The sequence below is a fragment of the Streptosporangium sp. NPDC053982 genome (genome assembly GCF_055585205.1).
This window is the reverse complement of the sequence record NZ_JBVJKQ010000020.1, coordinates 175,080-192,782: the sequence shown is the minus strand read 5'-3', so window position 1 is coordinate 192,782 and position 17,703 is coordinate 175,080. Positions and strand designations below refer to the sequence as shown.

Sequence of the window (17,703 nt, the reverse complement as noted above, 5' to 3'; positions counted from 1 at the left end):
ATCAAGGAGATGCAGTCGCTGTGCCTGAACGTCGAGGTGCTCTCCAGCGACGGCATGTCGATCGAGATGCGCGACACCGACGAGGACGTCTTCCGTGCCGCGGAGGAGCTCGGCATCGACCTGTCCCGGCGCGAGCCGAGCAGCGTCGAGGAGGTCTGACGACCACGGAGGACCCGGTCGTGCCGTAGGGCGTCCGGCCGCCGGTGGGGCGGGCACGCGCGATGTGCCCGCCCGGCTCGCGGAAGGCTCCAGGACCCCCGGCCGACGGGTTCCGCCGCGGCGGGGACCGGCCGCGCGGAACTCACGGTTCCCCGGGACGACCGGTCCCCGCCGGGGCGGGACGGCCGCGCGGCAGCAGCAGCGCGGCCAGCGCGCCGATCCCGCACAGGGCGGCGGTGATGAGGAAGATCTCGCCGTACTCGGTGTGCAGGGCCGCCTTGACCTGGGCCTCGTAGGCGGCGAGCCGCCGCGCGTAGACGGCGGGGTCCACACCGAACGGCAGCGGCGTGTCCAGGTCCGCGGTGAGCGACTGGAACCGGTGGAACCCCCAGGCCGACAGCGCCGCGATCCCCAGCAGCATGCCCATCATCCGGGCCACGACCACCGCGGCCGACGCCACGCCGTGCCGGGCGGCGGGTACGGCCCGCAGGACCGCCGAGGAGACGGGGGCGATCACCGCGCCGAGGCCGAGCCCGGCCACGACGAGGTCGGCGTCCACCCGGAGACCGGCGGAGGCCAGGTCGAGCGGCCACCCGCCGATGCGGAGGTAACCGGCCGCGGCCACCGCCAGCCCGGCGACCGCCACGGCGCGCTCGCCGTACCGGCGGACCAGGGGGCCGCCCAGCAGGGCGGCCACGCAGAGCGCGACCAGGAAGCGCGACAGCACCAGCGCGCCGTCCAGCGCGTCCAGCCCGAGGAGGGTCTGCGCGGTGAGCTGCGCGTCCACGAGGGTGACCATGAGCGCCGCGCCGGTCAGCGCGCTCACCCCGAGCGTGGCGAAGAACGGCGTGCGCGCCACCCCCGCCAGGTCGAACAGGCGGACCCTGGCCCGTCGCTCCCAGACGGCGAACCCGGCGGCGGACGCCGCCCCGGCCGCGATCGTGACCGGCCCCCACGGCGGCAGGACCGACCGTCCCGGGTCGGGGTTGTACAGGCCCGCCACGAGCAGGCCCAGCGCGAGGGCCAGCAGCAGCCCGCCGGCGAGATCGACCCGGGCGGCCGGGGGCGCGGCGCGGTCGCGGGGCGGCACGGCCCGCCGTACGGCCAGCGCGGCCACGGCGGCCAGTGGGACGTTGATCCAGAAGATCGACCGCCAGCCGCCGAGCGGGACGGCGCCCAGCCGCAGGGACACCGGGACCGCGGCGGCGAGGGCCGCGCCGTACAGGGGGCCGAGCACGCTGCCGAGCTCCTGGGCCGCGCCGAGCGCGCCGAGGGCGAGCGGCCGGTCGCGGTCGTCCCACAGGTCGGCGACCAGGGCCATGGTGACGGGCAGCAGCGCGCCGCCCGCGACGCCCTGCAACGCCCGCCCGGCCACCAGCCAGGGGACGGTCTCGCCCAGCGCGGTGACGACCGAGCCGGCCGCGAAGCCCGCCAGGCACAGGTGGATCAGCGGGCGCCTGCCGTACCGGTCGGACAGGCCGCCGAGCAGCGGCATGGCCGCGACGTAGCCGAGCAGGAAGCCGGTGACGATCGGGGTGGCGCGTTCCAGGTGGTTGAGCGGCACCCCGGCGTCGCCCGCGACGTCCACCAGGATGGTCACCACGACGTAGGCGTCCAGGGCCGCCAGCAGCACGGCGGCGCCGCCGACGCCGAGGGCGGTGCGGCGCCGGACGGTCCGGGACGCGGTGGAGGGGGCGTCGGGGGGAGCGGGGGCGGTCACCGGGTCACCCGGCCGGCGCGGTGATCCGCACCGGCGCGCCGTAGTCGTGGAAGGCGACGGTCACCTTCCCGCCGTCCATCGGCAGGTCGGCCTTGAGCAGGCGGCCGGTGGCGCGGTCGATCCAGAGCGTGCCGTTCACGTCCTGGCCGAGGCCGGGGACCATCGTGACGAGGATCCGATGGGGGAGCGTGGCCGAGACCCGGTAGGCGTCGGAGCCGTCCACCTTCTCCGCGGCCTCCGTCCGGGGGTTCACCGCGCCGGACATGAGCTGGACGACCCCCCGGTCCGGGTCGAGGATGGCGGACGGGTCGTAGATCGTGGCGAGCTGGCCGCGTGACATCTTCTGGAAGCCGCCGGTGACGCCCTTGAAGTGGACGGTCTCGCCGAGGAGGACGAACTGGATCTCCTGGAGGGTGCCCATCAGATCGAGCTGGATGGTGCCGTCGGCATCGCCGGTGCCGCTGAGGCGGCCGGTCGCCTTCTTGACCGGGACGGCGGGGCTGCCCTCGGTCTCCAGGGAGAAGGCCACGGACGTGACCGCCCGCATCGCCTCCGCCGACTTCCGCACCAGCTCCGGCCCGCCGGGCAGGCTCGGCCCGCCTCCGCCGCTGCACGCGGCGGTCAGGGACAGTACGGCGAGCACCGCGGCGAGCACCGCGGCGAGGGGGATCCGGCGACCAGGCATGGCCGGATAGTAACGACCGCGGGGACGCCGGACGATGCCGGAGCGGTATCGGTTTCGCCTCCTCCGGCTCCCGCGCGGACGTCCTCCGGGACGGGAGCGCTCCCAGCGGGACATGGCCGGAGGAGCCGGAGGGGGGACCGTTCCCGGAGGGCCCGGAGCCCGTCAGCTCCCGCTCGCCGTCCGCAGGCTCTTGAGGTGCTCGACCACCGGGGCGTACGCGGACTCCAGCGCGTGCAGCTGGTCGTCGGTGAGCAGGTCGATGAAGTGCCGCCGCACGCTGGCCACGTGGTGCGGGGCGACCTTCTGGATGGTGGCCCAGCCGTTCCCGGTCAGCACGGCGAAGGTGCCGCGCCGGTCGTCGGGGCAGTTCTCCCGCGTGACCAGCCCGGCCGCCTCCATCCGGGAGATCTGGTGGGAGAGGCGGCTGCGTGACTGGATCGTCGCGCTCGCCAGGTCGCTCATGCGCATCCGGTGCTCGGGGCTCTCCGACAGGTTGACCAGGATCTGGTAGTCGTTGATGGACAGCCCGAAGGATTGCAGCTCGCGATCGAGACGGTGTTCCAGCAGCCGGTAGGCGTCGAGGTACGCGCGCCAGGTGCGCTGCTCCATGGAGCTGAGCCAGCGGGTCTCCTCGTCGGTCACCGGCCGTTCACCTTCTTCCCCCGTCACGTGGGACGGCTCCGGCGAGGTGCCTGTCGCGTCCGCCGTACCGGTTCGACTCCCCGTTCATGGATCAGAACTTACCGGAAAACGGCGGAACGCCCTTTCCCCGGACCGGGAACGCGCCACACCGGCGCGGCGGGCGTCCTCCACGCGGTCCTGCGCGGTCCTGTGCGGCCCCGGGCGATCATGTGCGGTCCCGCGCGGTCCCGTCCCCGGGCGGTTCCGTCCCCCGAGCGACCGGCGGGGCGGCCGGCGCTCGGACGGGCGGCTCTCAGACGCCGGTGCCCCAGACGCCGGTGCCCCAGACGCCGGTGACTCAGACGCTGGTGACGACCTCGTCGTAGGGGAGGCGGGGAAGGCGGCCGAACCAGGCGTTCTCTCCGGGCCTGCCGATGTTGACCACCGCCATGACGGTGTGGGCGTCGTCGAGGAACTCCTTGTCGATGCCGTCGGCGTCGTAACCGGCCATCGGCCCGGCGGCCAGGCCGGCGGCGCGGACTCCCAGGATGAAGTAGCCGACCTGCAGGGCCGCGTTGAACGTGGCGGTGCGGGCGCGGACCGCCTCGTCGGCCGCGAACCGCTCCCTGGCGCCCGCGGCGTGCGGGAAGACCTTCGGCAGCTCCTCGTGGAAGTCCAGGTCGGCGGCGAGGATGGCGACCAGCGGGGCGGCGGCGGTCTTCGCCTGGTTCCCGGGCGCCATCAGGGGCACCAGGCGCTCCCGGGCCTCGGCGGAGCGCACCAGGACGATGCGGAGCGGCTGGCCGTTCATGGCGGTCGGGGCGTACTTCACCAGGTCGTAGATCGCCCGCATCTGCTCGTCGGTGACCGGCTCGTCGCTGAAGGCGTTCGCCGTACGGGCGTCGCGGAAGAGGAGGGCCTGCGCTTCGGGGGCGAGGACGAGTGACATATGTACTCCTAAGCGGCTGATGTCCTTTTCTCTCCGCAACATAGGTGAAGATTCAACTATTCCCGGTGTCTCGTTCCCCGGCTCGGAGGGAGGTTTCATCCGCCGGAGGGGAGGAACGAGACACCGGCGTACAGCGGCCGGACAGCGGAGATCCCAGTGAACGACCCCGAAGCGGACAGGAACGGCCCGGAGAAGCCCGGCTCGGAGAAGCCCGATCCGGAGAAGTCCGGATCGGAGAGCCTCGGCACCGTCATCGTGGCCGGTCTGGCCAACCTCGCGATCGCCATCGCCAAGCTGGTCGCCGGCCTGATGAGCTCCTCGGCGGCGATGATGTCCGAGGCCGCGCACTCCGCCGCCGACACCGTCACCGAGGTGCTGCTGTTCGTCGCGGTCCGCCGGTCCGACAGCCCCCCCGACGCCAGGCACCCGTTCGGGCACGGCATGGCGGGGTTCTTCTGGGCGCTGATGGCGGCCTTCGCCACCCTCATCGGCGGCGCGGGCTTCTCGATCACCCACGGCGTGCAGGAGATCATCCACGGCGAGGAGCTCGCCGACCTGAGGGTCTCCTACGCCGTCCTCGTGATCTCGTTCGTGATCGAGTCGGTCTCCTTCTTCAAGGCGCTGTCGCAGGTGCGCTCGGAGGCCGCCCGGGTGAGGGTGAGCCCGCAGCGCTACGTCGCCCGGACCTCCGACACCGCGGTCAAGGCCGTGCTCTTCGAGGACGCCGCCGCGCTGGCGGGCCTGGTGATCGCCGCCTGCGGCCTGCTGGCCTACGAGATGACCGGTGACCCCGTGTGGGACGGCGTCGCCTCGGTCGCCATCGGCCTGTTGCTGCTGGGCGTCGCCGCCCACCTCATCCGTGCCAACGTCTCCCTGCTGATGGGCCAGGCCGCGCCCGAGCGGCTCAGGAAGGAGGTCGAGCGGGAGATGCTCGCCCAGCCCGAGGTCGAGGACGTGGTGGAGCTGCTGACCATGATGCTCGGCCCGTCCGAGGTGATGGTCGCCGCGCGCGTCGACTTCTCCGACGAGAGCACGGGGGCCGCCCTGGAGCGGGCCGCCGACCGGGTGGAGGAGCGGCTCCGCGAGCGTTTCCCGTCGATCTCGCACGTCTTCCTCGACCCCACCCCGGGCAGGTCGTCCCACGACCACCGCCGGGCGGCGGACCAGGACTCCTGAACGGCGGGGGCGGCGGATCGCGGAGCCCCGACGGCGGGGCGGCGGTGCCGGGGTGACGGTAGCGGGCCGGATCGGCGCAGGCCGGGCCCCGGGGCCGGGGCGGGAGGTCCCGGGTGGCCTACTCGTCCTCTCCCGAATCGTCCGCGGAGTCGTCTCCCCAGGCGTTCCCGGAGGGGCCGGGGGACGGCGCCACGGTCCTGCCCTGGGGGTCGGTGACCAGCTCGTCGGCCGTGCCCATGACCGTCGTGTCGTCGACCTTCCAGTTCCCGCCCGTCCTGACCAGGTCGAGCCGCAGGTAGGTGCCCAGGAGCCGCCGGGTGCCCGCGGTGCTGGTGACCGTGGAGTCCACCACCGTGATCGCCCTCGCCCGGTCCGGGGCGACCCCGGAGACGTAGACGTCCCGCACCGATGCGGCCGAGCGCGCCCGCATCGAGATGATCGCCTCCTTGAGTCTCCCGAAGGCCTCGTCGTAGGCCCTCTCGAACCGCTCGCTGGAGGAGGCGCGGACCCGGTCGCGGCAGACCCGCAGGTCCGCGTAGTCGTAGGTCTGCAGCGCCACGGCGAACTCGCGCGCCCGCCCCGCGACCGCCGCGCGTTCGGACTCCTCCTGCCGGAGCCGGTCGGCGGTCCTCCACTGGATCGCGGCCGTCAGGGTGGTCGCGAGCATCCCCGCCACGGCCGCCGCCGCGACGACGCCGGCCCGGCGGGTGACCGTCCGGCCCGGAGCCCCCGGAGCCCCCGGAGCCCCCGGAGCCCCCGGAGCCCCCGGAGTCCCCGGGCCCCTGCCCGCCTGGGCCGCGGCCGCATGACGGGTGGCCGGGTGGACGGAGGGCGTCCCGGCGGGCCGGGCCGCCGGGCTCGGCTGGGTGGGGGGTCCCCCGTCGCCGGAGTCCCCGCCGCCCGTGGCCCCGGCGCCGTAGGGGGTTCCCTCGGGAGCCCCGCGGTGGTCCGGGGCCGCCTCCCGGGGAGCCCCCTCGTCCGGCTGCCGAGGCGCCCGGCTCAACTGCTGCTCCTGATCACGGCGGCCCCGCTCCCGATCGCGGCGGTGCGGCGACCGGCGGGCGGCCGGGCTCGCCGTATCGCCTCCGGGCCCCGTACGGCGGCCCTTCACGGCGAGTCTTCCCTGACGGAGTGTGTCCGGAACGTCGCCTAACGTCCCTTTTAGTATGTATTGCTCAGTCGGGTCGGGCGGCCATGACCCTCCGCCCGGCCGCCGGGACGTCCCTGACCGGACACCCCCGCCCGGTGCGGCCGGGCGGGGGAGCGGTACGCGGTCAGGCGGAGAGCGCGGCCATCCAGCCTTCGATCTCGTCGGGGTGGCGGGGCAGCCCCGCCGACATCAGCCGGGCGCCGTCGGCGGTGATGACGAGGTCGTCCTCGATCCGCACGCCGATGCCCCGCAGCTCCGGCGGCAGCGTCAGGTCGTCCGGCTGCAGGTAGAGGCCGGGCTCGACGGTGAGCACCTGCCCCTCCTCCAGCACGCCGTCCAGGTAGACCTCCGCGCGCGCCCTGGCGCAGTCGTGGACGTCCATGCCGAGCATGTGGCCGCTGCTGCACAGCGTGTAGCGGCGGTACAGGCCGCTGCCGGGCTCCATGGCCTCGTCCGCGCTGATCTTCAGCACGCCCCAGTCGCGCAACCCCTCGGCGATGACCCGCATGGCGGTCCGGTGGAAGTCGCGGAACCGCGCCCCGGGCCGCAGCGCCTCGATCGCCGCGCTCTGGGCCTCGTAGACCAGCTCGTAGACCTGCCGCTGGACCGGGCTGAACCGCCCGGAGATCGGCAGGGTCCGGGTGACGTCGGCGGTGTAGAGGCCGTCGGTCTCCACGCCCGCGTCGAGCAGCAGCAGGTCGTCGGGGTTCAGCCGCCCGTCGTTGCGGATCCAGTGCAGCACGCACGCGTGGGCGCCGGAGGCGACGATGCTCTCGTAGCCGACCGCGTTGCCCTCCAGGCGGGCCCGCAGGCCGAAGATCCCCTCCAGGTAGCGCTCGCCACGCCGGTGGTCCAGCGCCGCAGGCAGCGCCCGCACGACGTCCTCGAAGCCGCGCACGGTCGCGTCCACCGAGAACTGCAGCTCGGCGACCTCCCACTCGTCCTTGATCAGCCGCATCTCCGACAGGAACGTCTCCAGCTCGGCGTCCCCGTCGTGCGGGGCCACCCGGGCGTCCACCGAGGCGTCCACCCCGCGCAGCACCCGCGCCGGGCCGGCGAGAGCGTCGTCCAGACGGTCGATCGGCGCGCAGTCGAGGAGGTAGAGCGCCTCGGCCTCGGCGAGGTCGGGGCGGCGGCCCACCCAGAACTCCCCGTAGCGGCGGTCGCGGTAGAACTCCTGCCCGGCCGTCCCGGAGGCCGAGCGCGGCGACCGGGGGCGCAGGAACAGCGTCGCCTCCCCGGACGGGTCGACCACCAGGACGTCGTCGGGCTCCTGGTCACCGGTGAGGTGGGTGAACGCGCTGTGCGGGCGGAAGCGGTAGTCGCTGTCGTTGCTGCGGACCTTGAGCGTGCCGGACGGGATGACGAGGCGCTCGCCGGGGAACCGCGCGGCGAGCGCGGCGCGTCGCTTGGCCGTGTACGCGGCCACCGGCAGCGCCGCCACGTCGTCGCGGCGGCTGTCGGCCCAGCCGGTCCTCATGAACTCGGCGAGGGCGTCGGATACCGGCAGGTCGTGGCTGCCGGTGTTCAGCTTGTCGGTCATCGGATCCCCGGGGGCGAAGGCTTGTGATATTTCACACACTACAGTCGGGAGGAAGGGTCCGCATCCCCGGCGCGGAGACACGGCCGACGTCGGCCACGGGGATCCGGCGGCCGTGCCGCACGGCCGCGCCGCCGCGACGGGGAGGCTCGGCGGGAGCTCGCCAGGACGGGCGCGAACAGGGTGTACGGGCTGGGCGCGGGCGGAGGCTCAGCCGGGGATCCCGCCGGGACGGGGCACGGGCGGAGGCTTAGCGGGGAAGCCCGCCGGGCAGGAAACAGGAACCCCCACCCAGCCGAACACCCAGGTGGTCTCGATGCTCATCGGTGCGCTCCTCGCCAAAAAGGGAAATCAGGTGGTCACCGTCCGTCCCCGTTCGACGGTGACCGAACTGCTGGCCGTACTGGCCGACAACAACATCGGAGCCGCGGTGGTCTCCGAGGACGGTTCCTCGATCAGCGGCATCGTCTCCGAGCGCGACGTGGTCCGCGGCCTCGACGACCGCGGCGCCGCCGTGCTGGACGCCCCCGTGTCGGCCATCATGACCACCGAGGTCCGCACCTGCGGCCCCGGCGTCAAGGTGGAGGACCTGCGCCAGACCATGACCACGCACCGCATCCGGCACGTGCCGGTGGTGGCGGACGGCCGGCTCGCCGGGATCGTCAGCATCGGCGACGTGGTCAAGAGCGCCATCGAGGCGCTGGAGACGGAGAAGGCGCACCTGGTGGACTACCTCCACCGCTGAACGGATCCACCCGGCTTCCGCTCCCCGTCCCACCAGGCCCGCCGCGTCGCCGGGCGGGCCCCGCGCGGCACCCGGCGGCGTCCTGAGGGGCGTCGGCGGGGACGTCCGAGGGACGCCGATGGGGCCCGGCGCCGGGTGCCGGGCCCCACGGACCGCCGTCGCGCGCCGTTACCGGACGGTTATCCTGTCGACCTCGATGGTGAGGCCCTTCACCTCGGGCGTCGAGGTGCCGGTGGTCACCGTTCCCGTGCCCGTCGCGACCCCCTTGACCTTCATCGTGTAGGTGAGGGTGCCGCCCGGGGCGCCGGGCGTGCTGGTCACCCGGAGGTCCCGCGTCGGCGGGCCGCCGATCTGCGACCCGGCCGTGCCCTCGGAGTTCTCGGCGCCCACGGTCAGGCCGTAGCCCGCCGGGGTGTCACCGGGCAGCCGGTCCGGATCGTAGGCGTAGGTGATGTCCTCGGTGCCGTTCAGCCCGATCCACTGCTGGAACACCTTGGTGTCGGTGGTGCCGTAGAGGTTGACCCGCCATTCGACGACGAGCCAGTCGTCGACGCCGTCGGTGAGGGTCGCGACGTAGACGCCGGGCGCGCCGGTGCCGTCCAGGTCGGTCCAGTAGGGGGCGAGCACGTTGTTGGGAGCCGCCGGGTCGGGCAGGGACTGCGGGACGGGGTCGATGTCGCCGGAGCCCGAGGTGCCTCCCGCGACCGTGTAGCCGTCGGAGACGACACCGATCCGGGTGTAGGTCCGTCCCGCGTACGTGAACGCCGGGACGGTGAAATTGAGCGCCTGCTCGTCGCCGATCGGCGTCGGCGCGATGCCGAAGGCGTCCAGCGGCAGGTACGGCGCGGGCCCGGTGCCGGGCGATACGACGGGCCTGTCCGGCTGCCTGCCCGCCAGGGTCGTCTTCGCCGTGGCGATCTGGGAGCCGGCCTTCGTGGCTCCCGTGACGCCGTTGAGACGCAGCTTAGCGTCCAGCGTGCTGACCGCCGTGACCTCGGTGTCGTTGAGCGTGTCGTTGCGCACGCTCACCGTGCAGGTGGACTCGCCGGTGTCGCGGGCGATGGTGTCCGGCGTGCAGGTCTGGTCGACCGGGACGGCGCCCTCCCTGCGGAAGAACGCCACCGGCAGGTGCAGGTCGCGGCTCCCGCCGACCTGCTTGAGGTCCACCTGGCCGAAGTACTGGCCGTCGGGCAGGTCGGGGGCGGTGACCACCACGGTGATCTTCGCGCTCTTGCCCGGCTTGACGATGAGCAGCGGCGGCAGCACCGCGATGTCCGCCCCGCTGACGGTCCTGCCGGTCGCGGTGTAGGTGAGCGTCCTGTCGGTGACGTTGGTGACGGTCCGCTTGGCGGTGATGAGACCCGGCATGGTCGGGGCGTTCACCGACGGCAGGTTGAGGTCGATGCGGTTCCGCTCGTCGGTGGCCGAGGCGGCGAAGTTCTCCGCGGTCTCGTCCAGGGTCAGGCCGGGGTCGCCGGCCCTGGTCAGGTCGATGCGGCCGCCGCCGAGGTCGAACGGGTCGGCGGGGGTGACGCGGTCCTGTTTGGTGACCGACGTCCTGGCCGTGGTCTCCAGCGCGGACTTGACCTGGCCGGGGGTCCAGCCGGGGTGCAGCGCGAACACCAGGGCCGCGGCGCCCGCGACGTGCGGCGACGACATCGAGGTGCCCGCGATGGCCTGGTACAGCTGGCCCGCCGGGCCGCCGGCCGGGTCCTCCGGCGTCGGCGTCTGCCCCGCCAGGATGTGCAGGCCGGGCGCGGTGACGTCCGGCTTGAGGAAGTCCCCGCCCGGTCCGCGGGAGGAGAACGTGGTCATGACGTCGCCCTGCCAGGTGGTCTTGGCGCCCTGCGGGAACGCCGCGGTCGCGCCGGGGTTGGCCGACAGGAAGGCCAGCAGGGCGTCGGTCTCCGGCTTGTCGATGTGGACCGTGGGCAGCCAGTGGTTGTCGGTCATCACGTCGAGCGGGGTGGTGTTGTAGAGGATCATCCCCGCCGCGCCGCCCTGGCGCACGTTGAAGCCCTTCAGGACCCGGCCGGGGCCGCGCTCACAGGCGACGATCTTGCCGGTGAACAGGCCCGGGGGAGCGGGGGCCGTGCACAGGGGGTTGGAGTACGGCGGAGCCGAGGCGAGCACGACCGGCAGCGGGGAGTTCACCCCCGCCGTGATGGAGGCGCCCCTGAGCTTCGCCGTCGCGCCGCCCGTGCCGGTCAGCGTGACGGTGGACTGGAACGTCCTGGACTGCGTGGAGGCCGCCACCGTGGTCACCCACGGGCCGCGGTGGTCGGTGGTCCCCGCGCCGGGGCCGGAGTTGCCCGCCGAGGCCGACACGAACACGCCCGCGGCGTAGGCGTCGAGGAAGGCCAGTTCCACCGGGTCGGTGTAGGGGGAGCCGCCTCCGGAGATCGAGAAGTTGATCACCCGGACGCCGTCCAGGATCGCCCGGCCCACGGCCTGCGCGGAGTCGGAGGGGAAGCAGCCCTGCACCCCGCACACCTTGTAGACCGACACGTGCGCCGCCGGGGCGATCCCGTGGATCGGGCCGCGGCTGATGCCGAGCGGGGCGGCGTCGGCCGCCGGGCCGCCGGCCGAGGTGGTCGCGGTGTGGGTGCCGTGGCCGTTGGAGTCGCGCGCGCTGTCGGGGTAGACCTCGCCGCCGATCACCGCGTTGTAGGTCTCCAGGAACGGCGCGCCGCCGATGAGCTTGTTGTTGCAGGTGAAGGGGTCGGCGGCCAGGGTCAGCGGATTGTCCCCGAAGTCGCAGACGCGCGGGGTCCCGTCCTTGGTGGGAGGCGGGGCGGGCAGGTCGCCGGGGTCGGCGAACTGGGGGTGCTCCGGCCAGGCGCCGGAGTCGAGGACGCCGACGACGACGCCCTTGCCGGAGGAGGAGCTGCCGCCCAGTCTGCTGTAGATCGCCGGGGCGCCGATGAAGTCGGAACTGGAGTCGGTCAGCGGTTTCTCCGGTTTGTCGTTCTGGACCGCGGCGACCCCGGGCAGCCTCAGCACCTCGGCCGCCTTGTCGGCGGGGATCCGCAGTGCGATGCCGCCGTAGACCGTCCGCAGCCTCTGCCCGGCCCGGGCGCCCGGCACCTTCCTGGACAGCTCGGCGAGGAAGGCGTTCTCCACCCGCTCGATGTGCTTCTCGTACTTCCTGGCGGTCGCGCTCCTGACGTCGAGTGCCCTGCCGGTCTTCGAGGGACTCGTGGCGGGAAGCCCTTCGAGGTCTCCCTGGTAGGCGGCGTAGGAGTCGTAGTCGAGCTTGACCATCACGTTGACGGGGGCGCTCGACGCCGACCTCAGCAGCGTCGTGTCGCTCCGGGCGAGCCTGCCGGTCGCCGACTTGGCGCCCTGGACCGGCTCGCCGCCGGTCAGCGGGGTCGCCGTCCATTTCTTCGGAGCCGGCGTGGGAGCGGGATCCGCGTTCGCCGGCGGCGTCATCGCCGCGACGAGCCCGAGGCCGGCGGCGAGCACCGCCGCCCGCCTGATCCCGGGCAGCTGCGGGGTACTGGGCAAGGAGACCTCCCTGTGGGGGGACGCATGAGCGCGTCACCCCGCGTGGAGGCCCCAGGTCACCCGGCCGTGCCCGGCCGCGGGCATGGCGTCAGGAGGTCTCGGCCCTCCCCGTTGGGTGACGAGCGATCGACCGTCCGTGAGGGCGGCCGACATGACTGGGAGACTAATCAGCGGCCATTTGCTTGGCTAGGGACGGAAATTGCCACAATAAGCGTCCTGCTTGGGCAAGTCTGATCGCATGATCACCGGCGCCCCCGCGGGGCCTCCTCGCGGAGACCGGTGTCCGCCGTACCGGTGCCGGGGCCGGCCGTCGCATCGGCGGCGCGGTCGTCCGCCTGGCGGGTGCGAGCGCGATGCCAGCCCAGCGCGGCCGGCACGCCGGCGACCGTTCCCGCGATCCCCGCGACGGCCAGGGCGCCCGTCATCCCCATCCGCTCGGCGAGCAGGCCGCCCGCGAGCATGCCCAGCCCCTGTGCGGCCACCAGCGCCGACGACGCGATTCCCAGCACCTGGCCGCGCCGTTCGGTGGGAGTGATCCGGACGAACTCCGCGTTGGCGGTGACCTGGTACGCCCCCAGCAGTCCGATCAGCGACCACAGCGCCAGGGAGGTGGCGACGCCGGGGAGGAACGCCGACGCCAGCAACGGCAGGCTCGCGGCGCACGCGAGCGGCCCGAGCCACCGCAGCCGGGCCGGGGTCGGCACGAACCGGGTGAGCAGGAACACTCCAAGCACGTTTCCCACCGGGATGGAGGCCATGAGCAGCCCCACCACCGCGGTGCCCTGCCCGAGTCCGGCGGCGTAGGGGCTGGCCAGGGCCTCGGGGACGACCTGGAATCCGGCGAGCATGGCGAGTGCCAGCAGGCTCCGCAGACGACGATCACCGACGAGCAGGCGAAGCCCGGCCGCGGGGCCGTCCCGCCCCGCCCGTCCGCCGGAGTCGCGGGTCCCGGTGGCGGGCCGGAAGCGCACCCCCCGGAAGGCGATCAACGCGGCCGACACGAAGGTCGCGGCGTTGATGAGGAGCGATCCGGTCGTTCCCGCCGCCGCCACCAGGACGCCCCCGGCCGCGAAGCCGGCCAGCGTCACGATCTGCGAGGTCAGATGCTGGATCGCGATGCCGGCCTGGTAGGCGTCCTTGGGAAGGATGTCGGGGGTCATCGCCATCTGGGCGGACACGGCCGGCGATTCGAGCAGCTGCGAGGCGAAGAGGAGCGCGCACAGGACCGGGAGCGGGATCGACGGCACGGCGACCAGCGCGATCAGCACGGCCCGCGCCAGCCCGCACACGACGATCAGCCGCCGGCGCGGGTACCGGTCGGCCAGCCCGCCCAGCAGCGGGCCGCCGATGAGCGCGGGGAGAAGGGTGAGGGCGTAGACGAGGGCGGTCACGGCGGCCGAGCCGGTGCGCTCGAAGGCGAGCACCGCCAGGGCCACCCGTCCCAGCTGGTTGCCGGCTCTCATGATCGCCACGGCTGTCCACAGCGCCCGGAACTCGGGCACGCCGAAGGCCCTCCGGAAGCCGCCGGCGTCGGCGATGGCACTCAACTCTTCGTTCTCCTGCCTGGGGTTCACGGGCCGCCGTACGGGAGCCGTACGGGAGCCGTACGGGGCCCGTGTGAGAGGGGGAAGGCGTACGGAAGGCGGCGTCCGCGCCGGACGCCGCCTTCCGCCGGGTCGCGTCACGGATCCGGCGGGTCGCCCGCCCGTCCGTCCCGCGGCCCGGACGGGTTCATCGGATCAGGTCCGGACGAAGTCGCGCATGCCCGCCTCCCGCGGGTGTTCGCAGGTGTCGTGTGTCCGGGTTCCTGTCAGTGCCACTCGAAGTCGCGCGTGGTCACCTCCCACGGGCTCCGCAGGTGTCGCGTGGCTCCCATGTTCCGGTCAGTACCAGTCGAAGTCGCGCATGGTCACCTCCCGGTGGGTTCCGTCGGTGTCGGGCGGGTTCCGTCAGCCCCCGTCCCAGCCGCGCGTGATCACCTCCCGTCGTCGCGAACCGGCCGGTGATGCCTCGCCGGTGGTGAGCGGCCACCGGGTCATCGTGCCGAGGCCCTCCGGCGCCCCCGTGCGTGGCGAAACGGAGGGCTTCGACGGGTTCTTTATGGCAGAAAGGGTTGATACGTGAGCTATGCGCGAACTACACGTTCTCCTGCCGCTCCAGCTCAGCGCGTATCCGCCGGGCGTCGGCCCTCGCCCGTGCCGACGCCTCGGGCTCTCCCCGCCGATCGTGGATCTCCGCCAGCAGTTCCATGGCCTCGGCCCGCAGTGAAGGGGGCGCGGGCCGCGAGAAGAGCGGCAGGACGTGTTCGAGCGTCTCCGCCGCCTCGGCGGTGTGCCCGGTGCCCAGCCAGGCACGGGCGCTCGCCACGCCGACCCTGCAGATCATCGGCGTGATCCCGCAGCGGGCGGCCTGCTCGGTCGCGAGATCGAACTGGACGCGTGCCTCCTCGTGGTCGCCGAGCTCGGTGGCCACCTCCGCCAGGCCCAGCCGGGCCCAGCTCGCCCCCGCGATGTCCCCCGCCGGCTCCACCGCCCGGACGACCGACAGGTAGGCCGTCCGCGCCTCCTCAAGCCGTCCCAGCTGCCGGTACGCCTCACCGAGCCAGTACAGCGTGGTCATCCGCGGCCAGTCCCCCCGCCCCCGCGCCGCCACGGCGTAGGCCTCCTCCAGGTACGGCAGAGCCTCGTCGAGGCGGCCCCGGGTCAGGTGTATCTGGCCGATGCAGCGCAGCGCCAGCGCCTCTCCGGCATGGTCCTCCTCCACCCTGAAGACCTCACTCAGTTCCTGGTAGCGCTGGAGGGCGGCGGCGTGCTCCCCCCGGACACGGTGCAGGTACCCGAGGTTCCGCCCCGCGTCGGCCGTTCCGTGCCGGTCCCCGAGCTCACGGAAGATCGCCTCGGCCTCCCGGAGCAGCGCCTCGCCCTCGACCAGGGCGCCGAGCATCACGCGCATGTCGCCGACGGCCGTGGTGACCACCGCCTCGGCGCGTCTGTCACCCGCCTCCCGGGCGGCCTCCAGCGAGATGGAGAGCAGGGCCTCGTACTCGCCGGTGTAGGTCTGGGCGTCGTAGAGCCAGCTCGTCATCAGGGCGATGCGCCAGCACTCGTCGAACAGCCGGTACGCCGACGTCTGCCGGATGAGGCCGGAGAGGGTGGACCGCTCCGCGTCCAGCCAGGTCACCCCGTGGGCGGCGGCGAGGGCCAGACTCCGGGCATCGACCTCGACGGCCAGTTCCTCGCCGCACCGGGTCCAGTAGTCGCGGCCCCGGTTGGCGGCTCTGGCCTCGGTGGTCAGCCGGAGCAGATACCGGGCGGCCGACGCGACCACGGCCGCCGCGCCGGCGTCGTCCTCCTCCTCGGCCATCCGCTCCCGGCAGTAGACGCGCACCAGATCGTGCATGCCGTACCGGATCTGCCCGGTGCGGTCGACGCCCTCGACCCGCAGCAGATGGACATCCGTCAGGCTCTCCAGCGTCTCCTCGGCCTCGGCCGGGCTCTCCCCGCAGGCGGCCGCGGCCAGCCAGGCGGTGGCCTGGTGGACGTCGAGGAGGGCCAGCCGTCGCAGCAGCCGTCGCTGCGGCACGCTCAGCCCCCGATAGCTCAGGTCGAGCCCGGACCGGACGGCGAGCCCGGAGTAGGAGAGCTCGTCCAGGCGGCGCCGTTCGTCGGCGAGGCGCTCGACCATCTCCCCGATGCCGCGGTGCGGCCGTGCGGCCAGACGCGCCCCCGCGATGCGCAGCGCGAGAGGCAGGCCCTCGCAGAGGCGCGCCAGCTCACGGGTCTGCGCGCTCTCCGCCGCGACGCGTTCCGCCCCCGCCAGCCTGCCCAGCAGGACGACCGCCTCGTCGCCGCCGAAGGGTCGCAGGTCGAGCAGCGTACGGGCCCCGAGACCGGTGAGCCTCCTGCGGCCCGTCACCAGCACCGCGCAGGTGCCGGTTCCGGGGATCAGCGGCTGCACGTGGTTCTCGTCCGTCGCGTTGTCGAGGACCACGAGCACGCGCCGTTCGGCGAGCAGGGTCCGGTAGAGAGCCGCGCGCTCGTCGCGGCTGTCCGGGATCGCCCCGGTCTCGACGCCCAGCGCGCGCAGGAAACCCGCGAGCACCTCCTCCGGTTCCATCGGGTAGGTGTCGGCGCCGCGGAGGTCGACGAAGAGCTGGCCGTCCGGGTAGTGCTCGCGGACCCGGTGCGCGACGTGGACGGCGAGGGTCGTCTTCCCCACGCCGGGCGGACCGGTGATCACGCAGATCCCCGGTGCCGTCTCCTGCGGTCCGGTCATGCCCCGGACGGCGGTGGCGATCTCCTCGTCCCGCCCGGTGAAGTCGACGGTGTCCGCGGGCAGCTGGGCGGGGACGCCGACCGGCGGCGCCCCGCCCGAGCCCGCCGTGACGGCCGTCGCCGGGAGGTCGAGAGAGGGATCGCCGCGCAGGATGGCCTCCTCCAGCTCGACCATCGCGTGACCGGGGTCCAGCCCGTGCTCCTCGACGAGCCTGCCGCGCAGGTCACGGGAGAGGTCGAGAGCCTCGATCCGGCGTCCGCTCCGGTAGAGGGCCAGCATGAGGCGGGTGCACAGCCTCTCCCGCAGCGGGTGGCTGTGGGCCAGCTCCCGGAACTCGCTGATCACCACGTCGTGCCGCCCCAGGGCCAGCTCCGCGTCGATCAGGTTCTCGACGCAGGCGAGCCGCTTCTCCTCCAGGTGCACCCGGGCGGGTTCCACGTAGGCTCCGGAGGCGTCGCTCAGCGCGGGGCCGCTCCAGACCCCGAGGGCGCGGCGCAGCAGCCGGGCGACCTGCGCGGGGTCCCGCTCCGTCCGGGCCCGCCTCTCACAGTTCTCGAACACGGCGAGGTCCAGGTCCTCCGTGCCCGCGCGCAGCAGGTAGCCGCCCCGGACCGACGCCACCTCCTCGATGCCGAGCCCTCGCAGCTCGCCGCGGATCGCGTGGATCCCCGAGTAGATCTGGGCGCGGGCCGACGACGGCGGCGCACCGCCCCAGAGGGCCTCGACCATCGCCTCCAGCGTGACGACCAGGTCGGCGTTGAGCAGCAGGAACCCGAGGAGCCCTCGGCGCTGGGACCGGCCGAGCGTGCTGACCCGTTCGCCGTTTCCTGCTCTGACCGGCCCCAGAACGGTGAATCTCATCAGTTCCCCCGCCACCGAATCGCTGAGACCAACAGGGAGCGGTCTCGTGAAGTCCGCTGTTTGCGATCATTCCAGGCGAGGCCCGATGTGGGGCCATTATGTCCCCGCGGGGGTACATCGGGGCGGAATCCGTGGCGCCCGCCGGACGGGGCTGCAGGCCGTACGGCGGGGCGAGCCGTACGGCGGGGCGGGCGGCGTGGCCCGGCCGGCGCCGATCGGCACCGGGCGACGCCGGACGGCCTGCGGGAAACCGGGCGCGAGGCCGTAGCCTGAGGGGTGCCGGAGCCCAGGAGGGCGTGACCGGCGTCGAGG

At 73.7% G+C, this 17,703-nt stretch carries 11 protein-coding genes; 2 read left to right on the top strand and 9 right to left on the bottom strand.

Annotation, left to right across the window (positions count from 1 at the left end):
• Window positions 1-301: 301 nt before the first annotated feature.
• The 4 genes from ACZ6W9_RS32510 to ACZ6W9_RS32495 form a co-directional block, all read right to left on the bottom strand.
• Entirely contained in the window at window positions 302-1,879 is a 1,578-nt protein-coding gene (locus tag ACZ6W9_RS32510; protein WP_389967158.1) for an MFS transporter, read from the bottom strand.
• A gap of 4 nt (window positions 1,880-1,883) precedes the next feature.
• Window positions 1,884-2,564, bottom strand: a complete 681-nt coding sequence (locus ACZ6W9_RS32505; RefSeq protein ID WP_389967161.1) for an LppX_LprAFG lipoprotein — start codon at window positions 2,562-2,564, stop codon at window positions 1,884-1,886.
• A gap of 162 nt (window positions 2,565-2,726) precedes the next feature.
• Window positions 2,727-3,206, bottom strand: coding sequence for a MarR family winged helix-turn-helix transcriptional regulator (locus tag ACZ6W9_RS32500; protein WP_362943659.1), 480 nt, complete (start codon window positions 3,204-3,206; stop codon window positions 2,727-2,729).
• 337 nt (window positions 3,207-3,543) lie between these two features.
• Window positions 3,544-4,134, bottom strand: coding sequence for a malonic semialdehyde reductase (locus tag ACZ6W9_RS32495; protein WP_389967164.1), 591 nt, complete (start codon window positions 4,132-4,134; stop codon window positions 3,544-3,546).
• 156 nt (window positions 4,135-4,290) lie between these two features.
• Here ACZ6W9_RS32495 and ACZ6W9_RS32490 point away from each other — a divergent pair, with 156 nt between their 5' ends.
• Window positions 4,291-5,310, top strand: coding sequence for a cation diffusion facilitator family transporter (locus ACZ6W9_RS32490; RefSeq protein WP_470121189.1), 1,020 nt, complete (start codon window positions 4,291-4,293; stop codon window positions 5,308-5,310).
• Between the two features lie 118 nt (window positions 5,311-5,428).
• Here ACZ6W9_RS32490 and ACZ6W9_RS32485 read toward each other — a convergent pair whose 3' ends face one another.
• Together ACZ6W9_RS32485 and ACZ6W9_RS32480 are read right to left on the bottom strand one after the other, a co-directional pair.
• Entirely contained in the window at window positions 5,429-6,313 is an 885-nt protein-coding gene (locus ACZ6W9_RS32485) for a hypothetical protein (protein WP_470121187.1), read from the bottom strand.
• Between the two features lie 271 nt (window positions 6,314-6,584).
• The gene (locus tag ACZ6W9_RS32480) at window positions 6,585-8,003 is read right to left on the bottom strand and encodes an aminopeptidase P family protein (protein WP_470121185.1); all 1,419 of its coding nucleotides are present in this window, start codon (window positions 8,001-8,003) and stop codon (window positions 6,585-6,587) included.
• 313 nt (window positions 8,004-8,316) lie between these two features.
• Between ACZ6W9_RS32480 and ACZ6W9_RS32475 the strand changes: the two genes are divergently transcribed.
• Complete coding sequence (locus tag ACZ6W9_RS32475; protein WP_389967176.1) at window positions 8,317-8,745, top strand: CBS domain-containing protein; 429 nt, start codon at window positions 8,317-8,319, stop codon at window positions 8,743-8,745.
• 168 nt (window positions 8,746-8,913) lie between these two features.
• On the opposite strand, the gene ACZ6W9_RS32470 is transcribed toward ACZ6W9_RS32475, so the two are convergent.
• The 3 genes from ACZ6W9_RS32470 to ACZ6W9_RS32460 all read right to left on the bottom strand — a co-directional run bounded on the left by ACZ6W9_RS32470 (window position 8,914) and on the right by ACZ6W9_RS32460 (window position 17,391).
• Complete coding sequence (locus ACZ6W9_RS32470) at window positions 8,914-12,255, bottom strand: S8 family serine peptidase (protein ID WP_389967179.1); 3,342 nt, start codon at window positions 12,253-12,255, stop codon at window positions 8,914-8,916.
• 242 nt (window positions 12,256-12,497) lie between these two features.
• On the bottom strand, window positions 12,498-13,802 hold the full coding sequence (locus ACZ6W9_RS32465) for an MFS transporter (RefSeq protein ID WP_470121182.1): 1,305 nt from the start codon (window positions 13,800-13,802) through the stop codon (window positions 12,498-12,500).
• A 589-nt stretch (window positions 13,803-14,391) separates the two neighbouring features.
• Window positions 14,392-17,391, bottom strand: coding sequence for an AfsR/SARP family transcriptional regulator (locus ACZ6W9_RS32460; RefSeq protein WP_470121180.1), 3,000 nt, complete (start codon window positions 17,389-17,391; stop codon window positions 14,392-14,394).
• Between the last annotated feature and the right edge of the window lie 312 nt (window positions 17,392-17,703).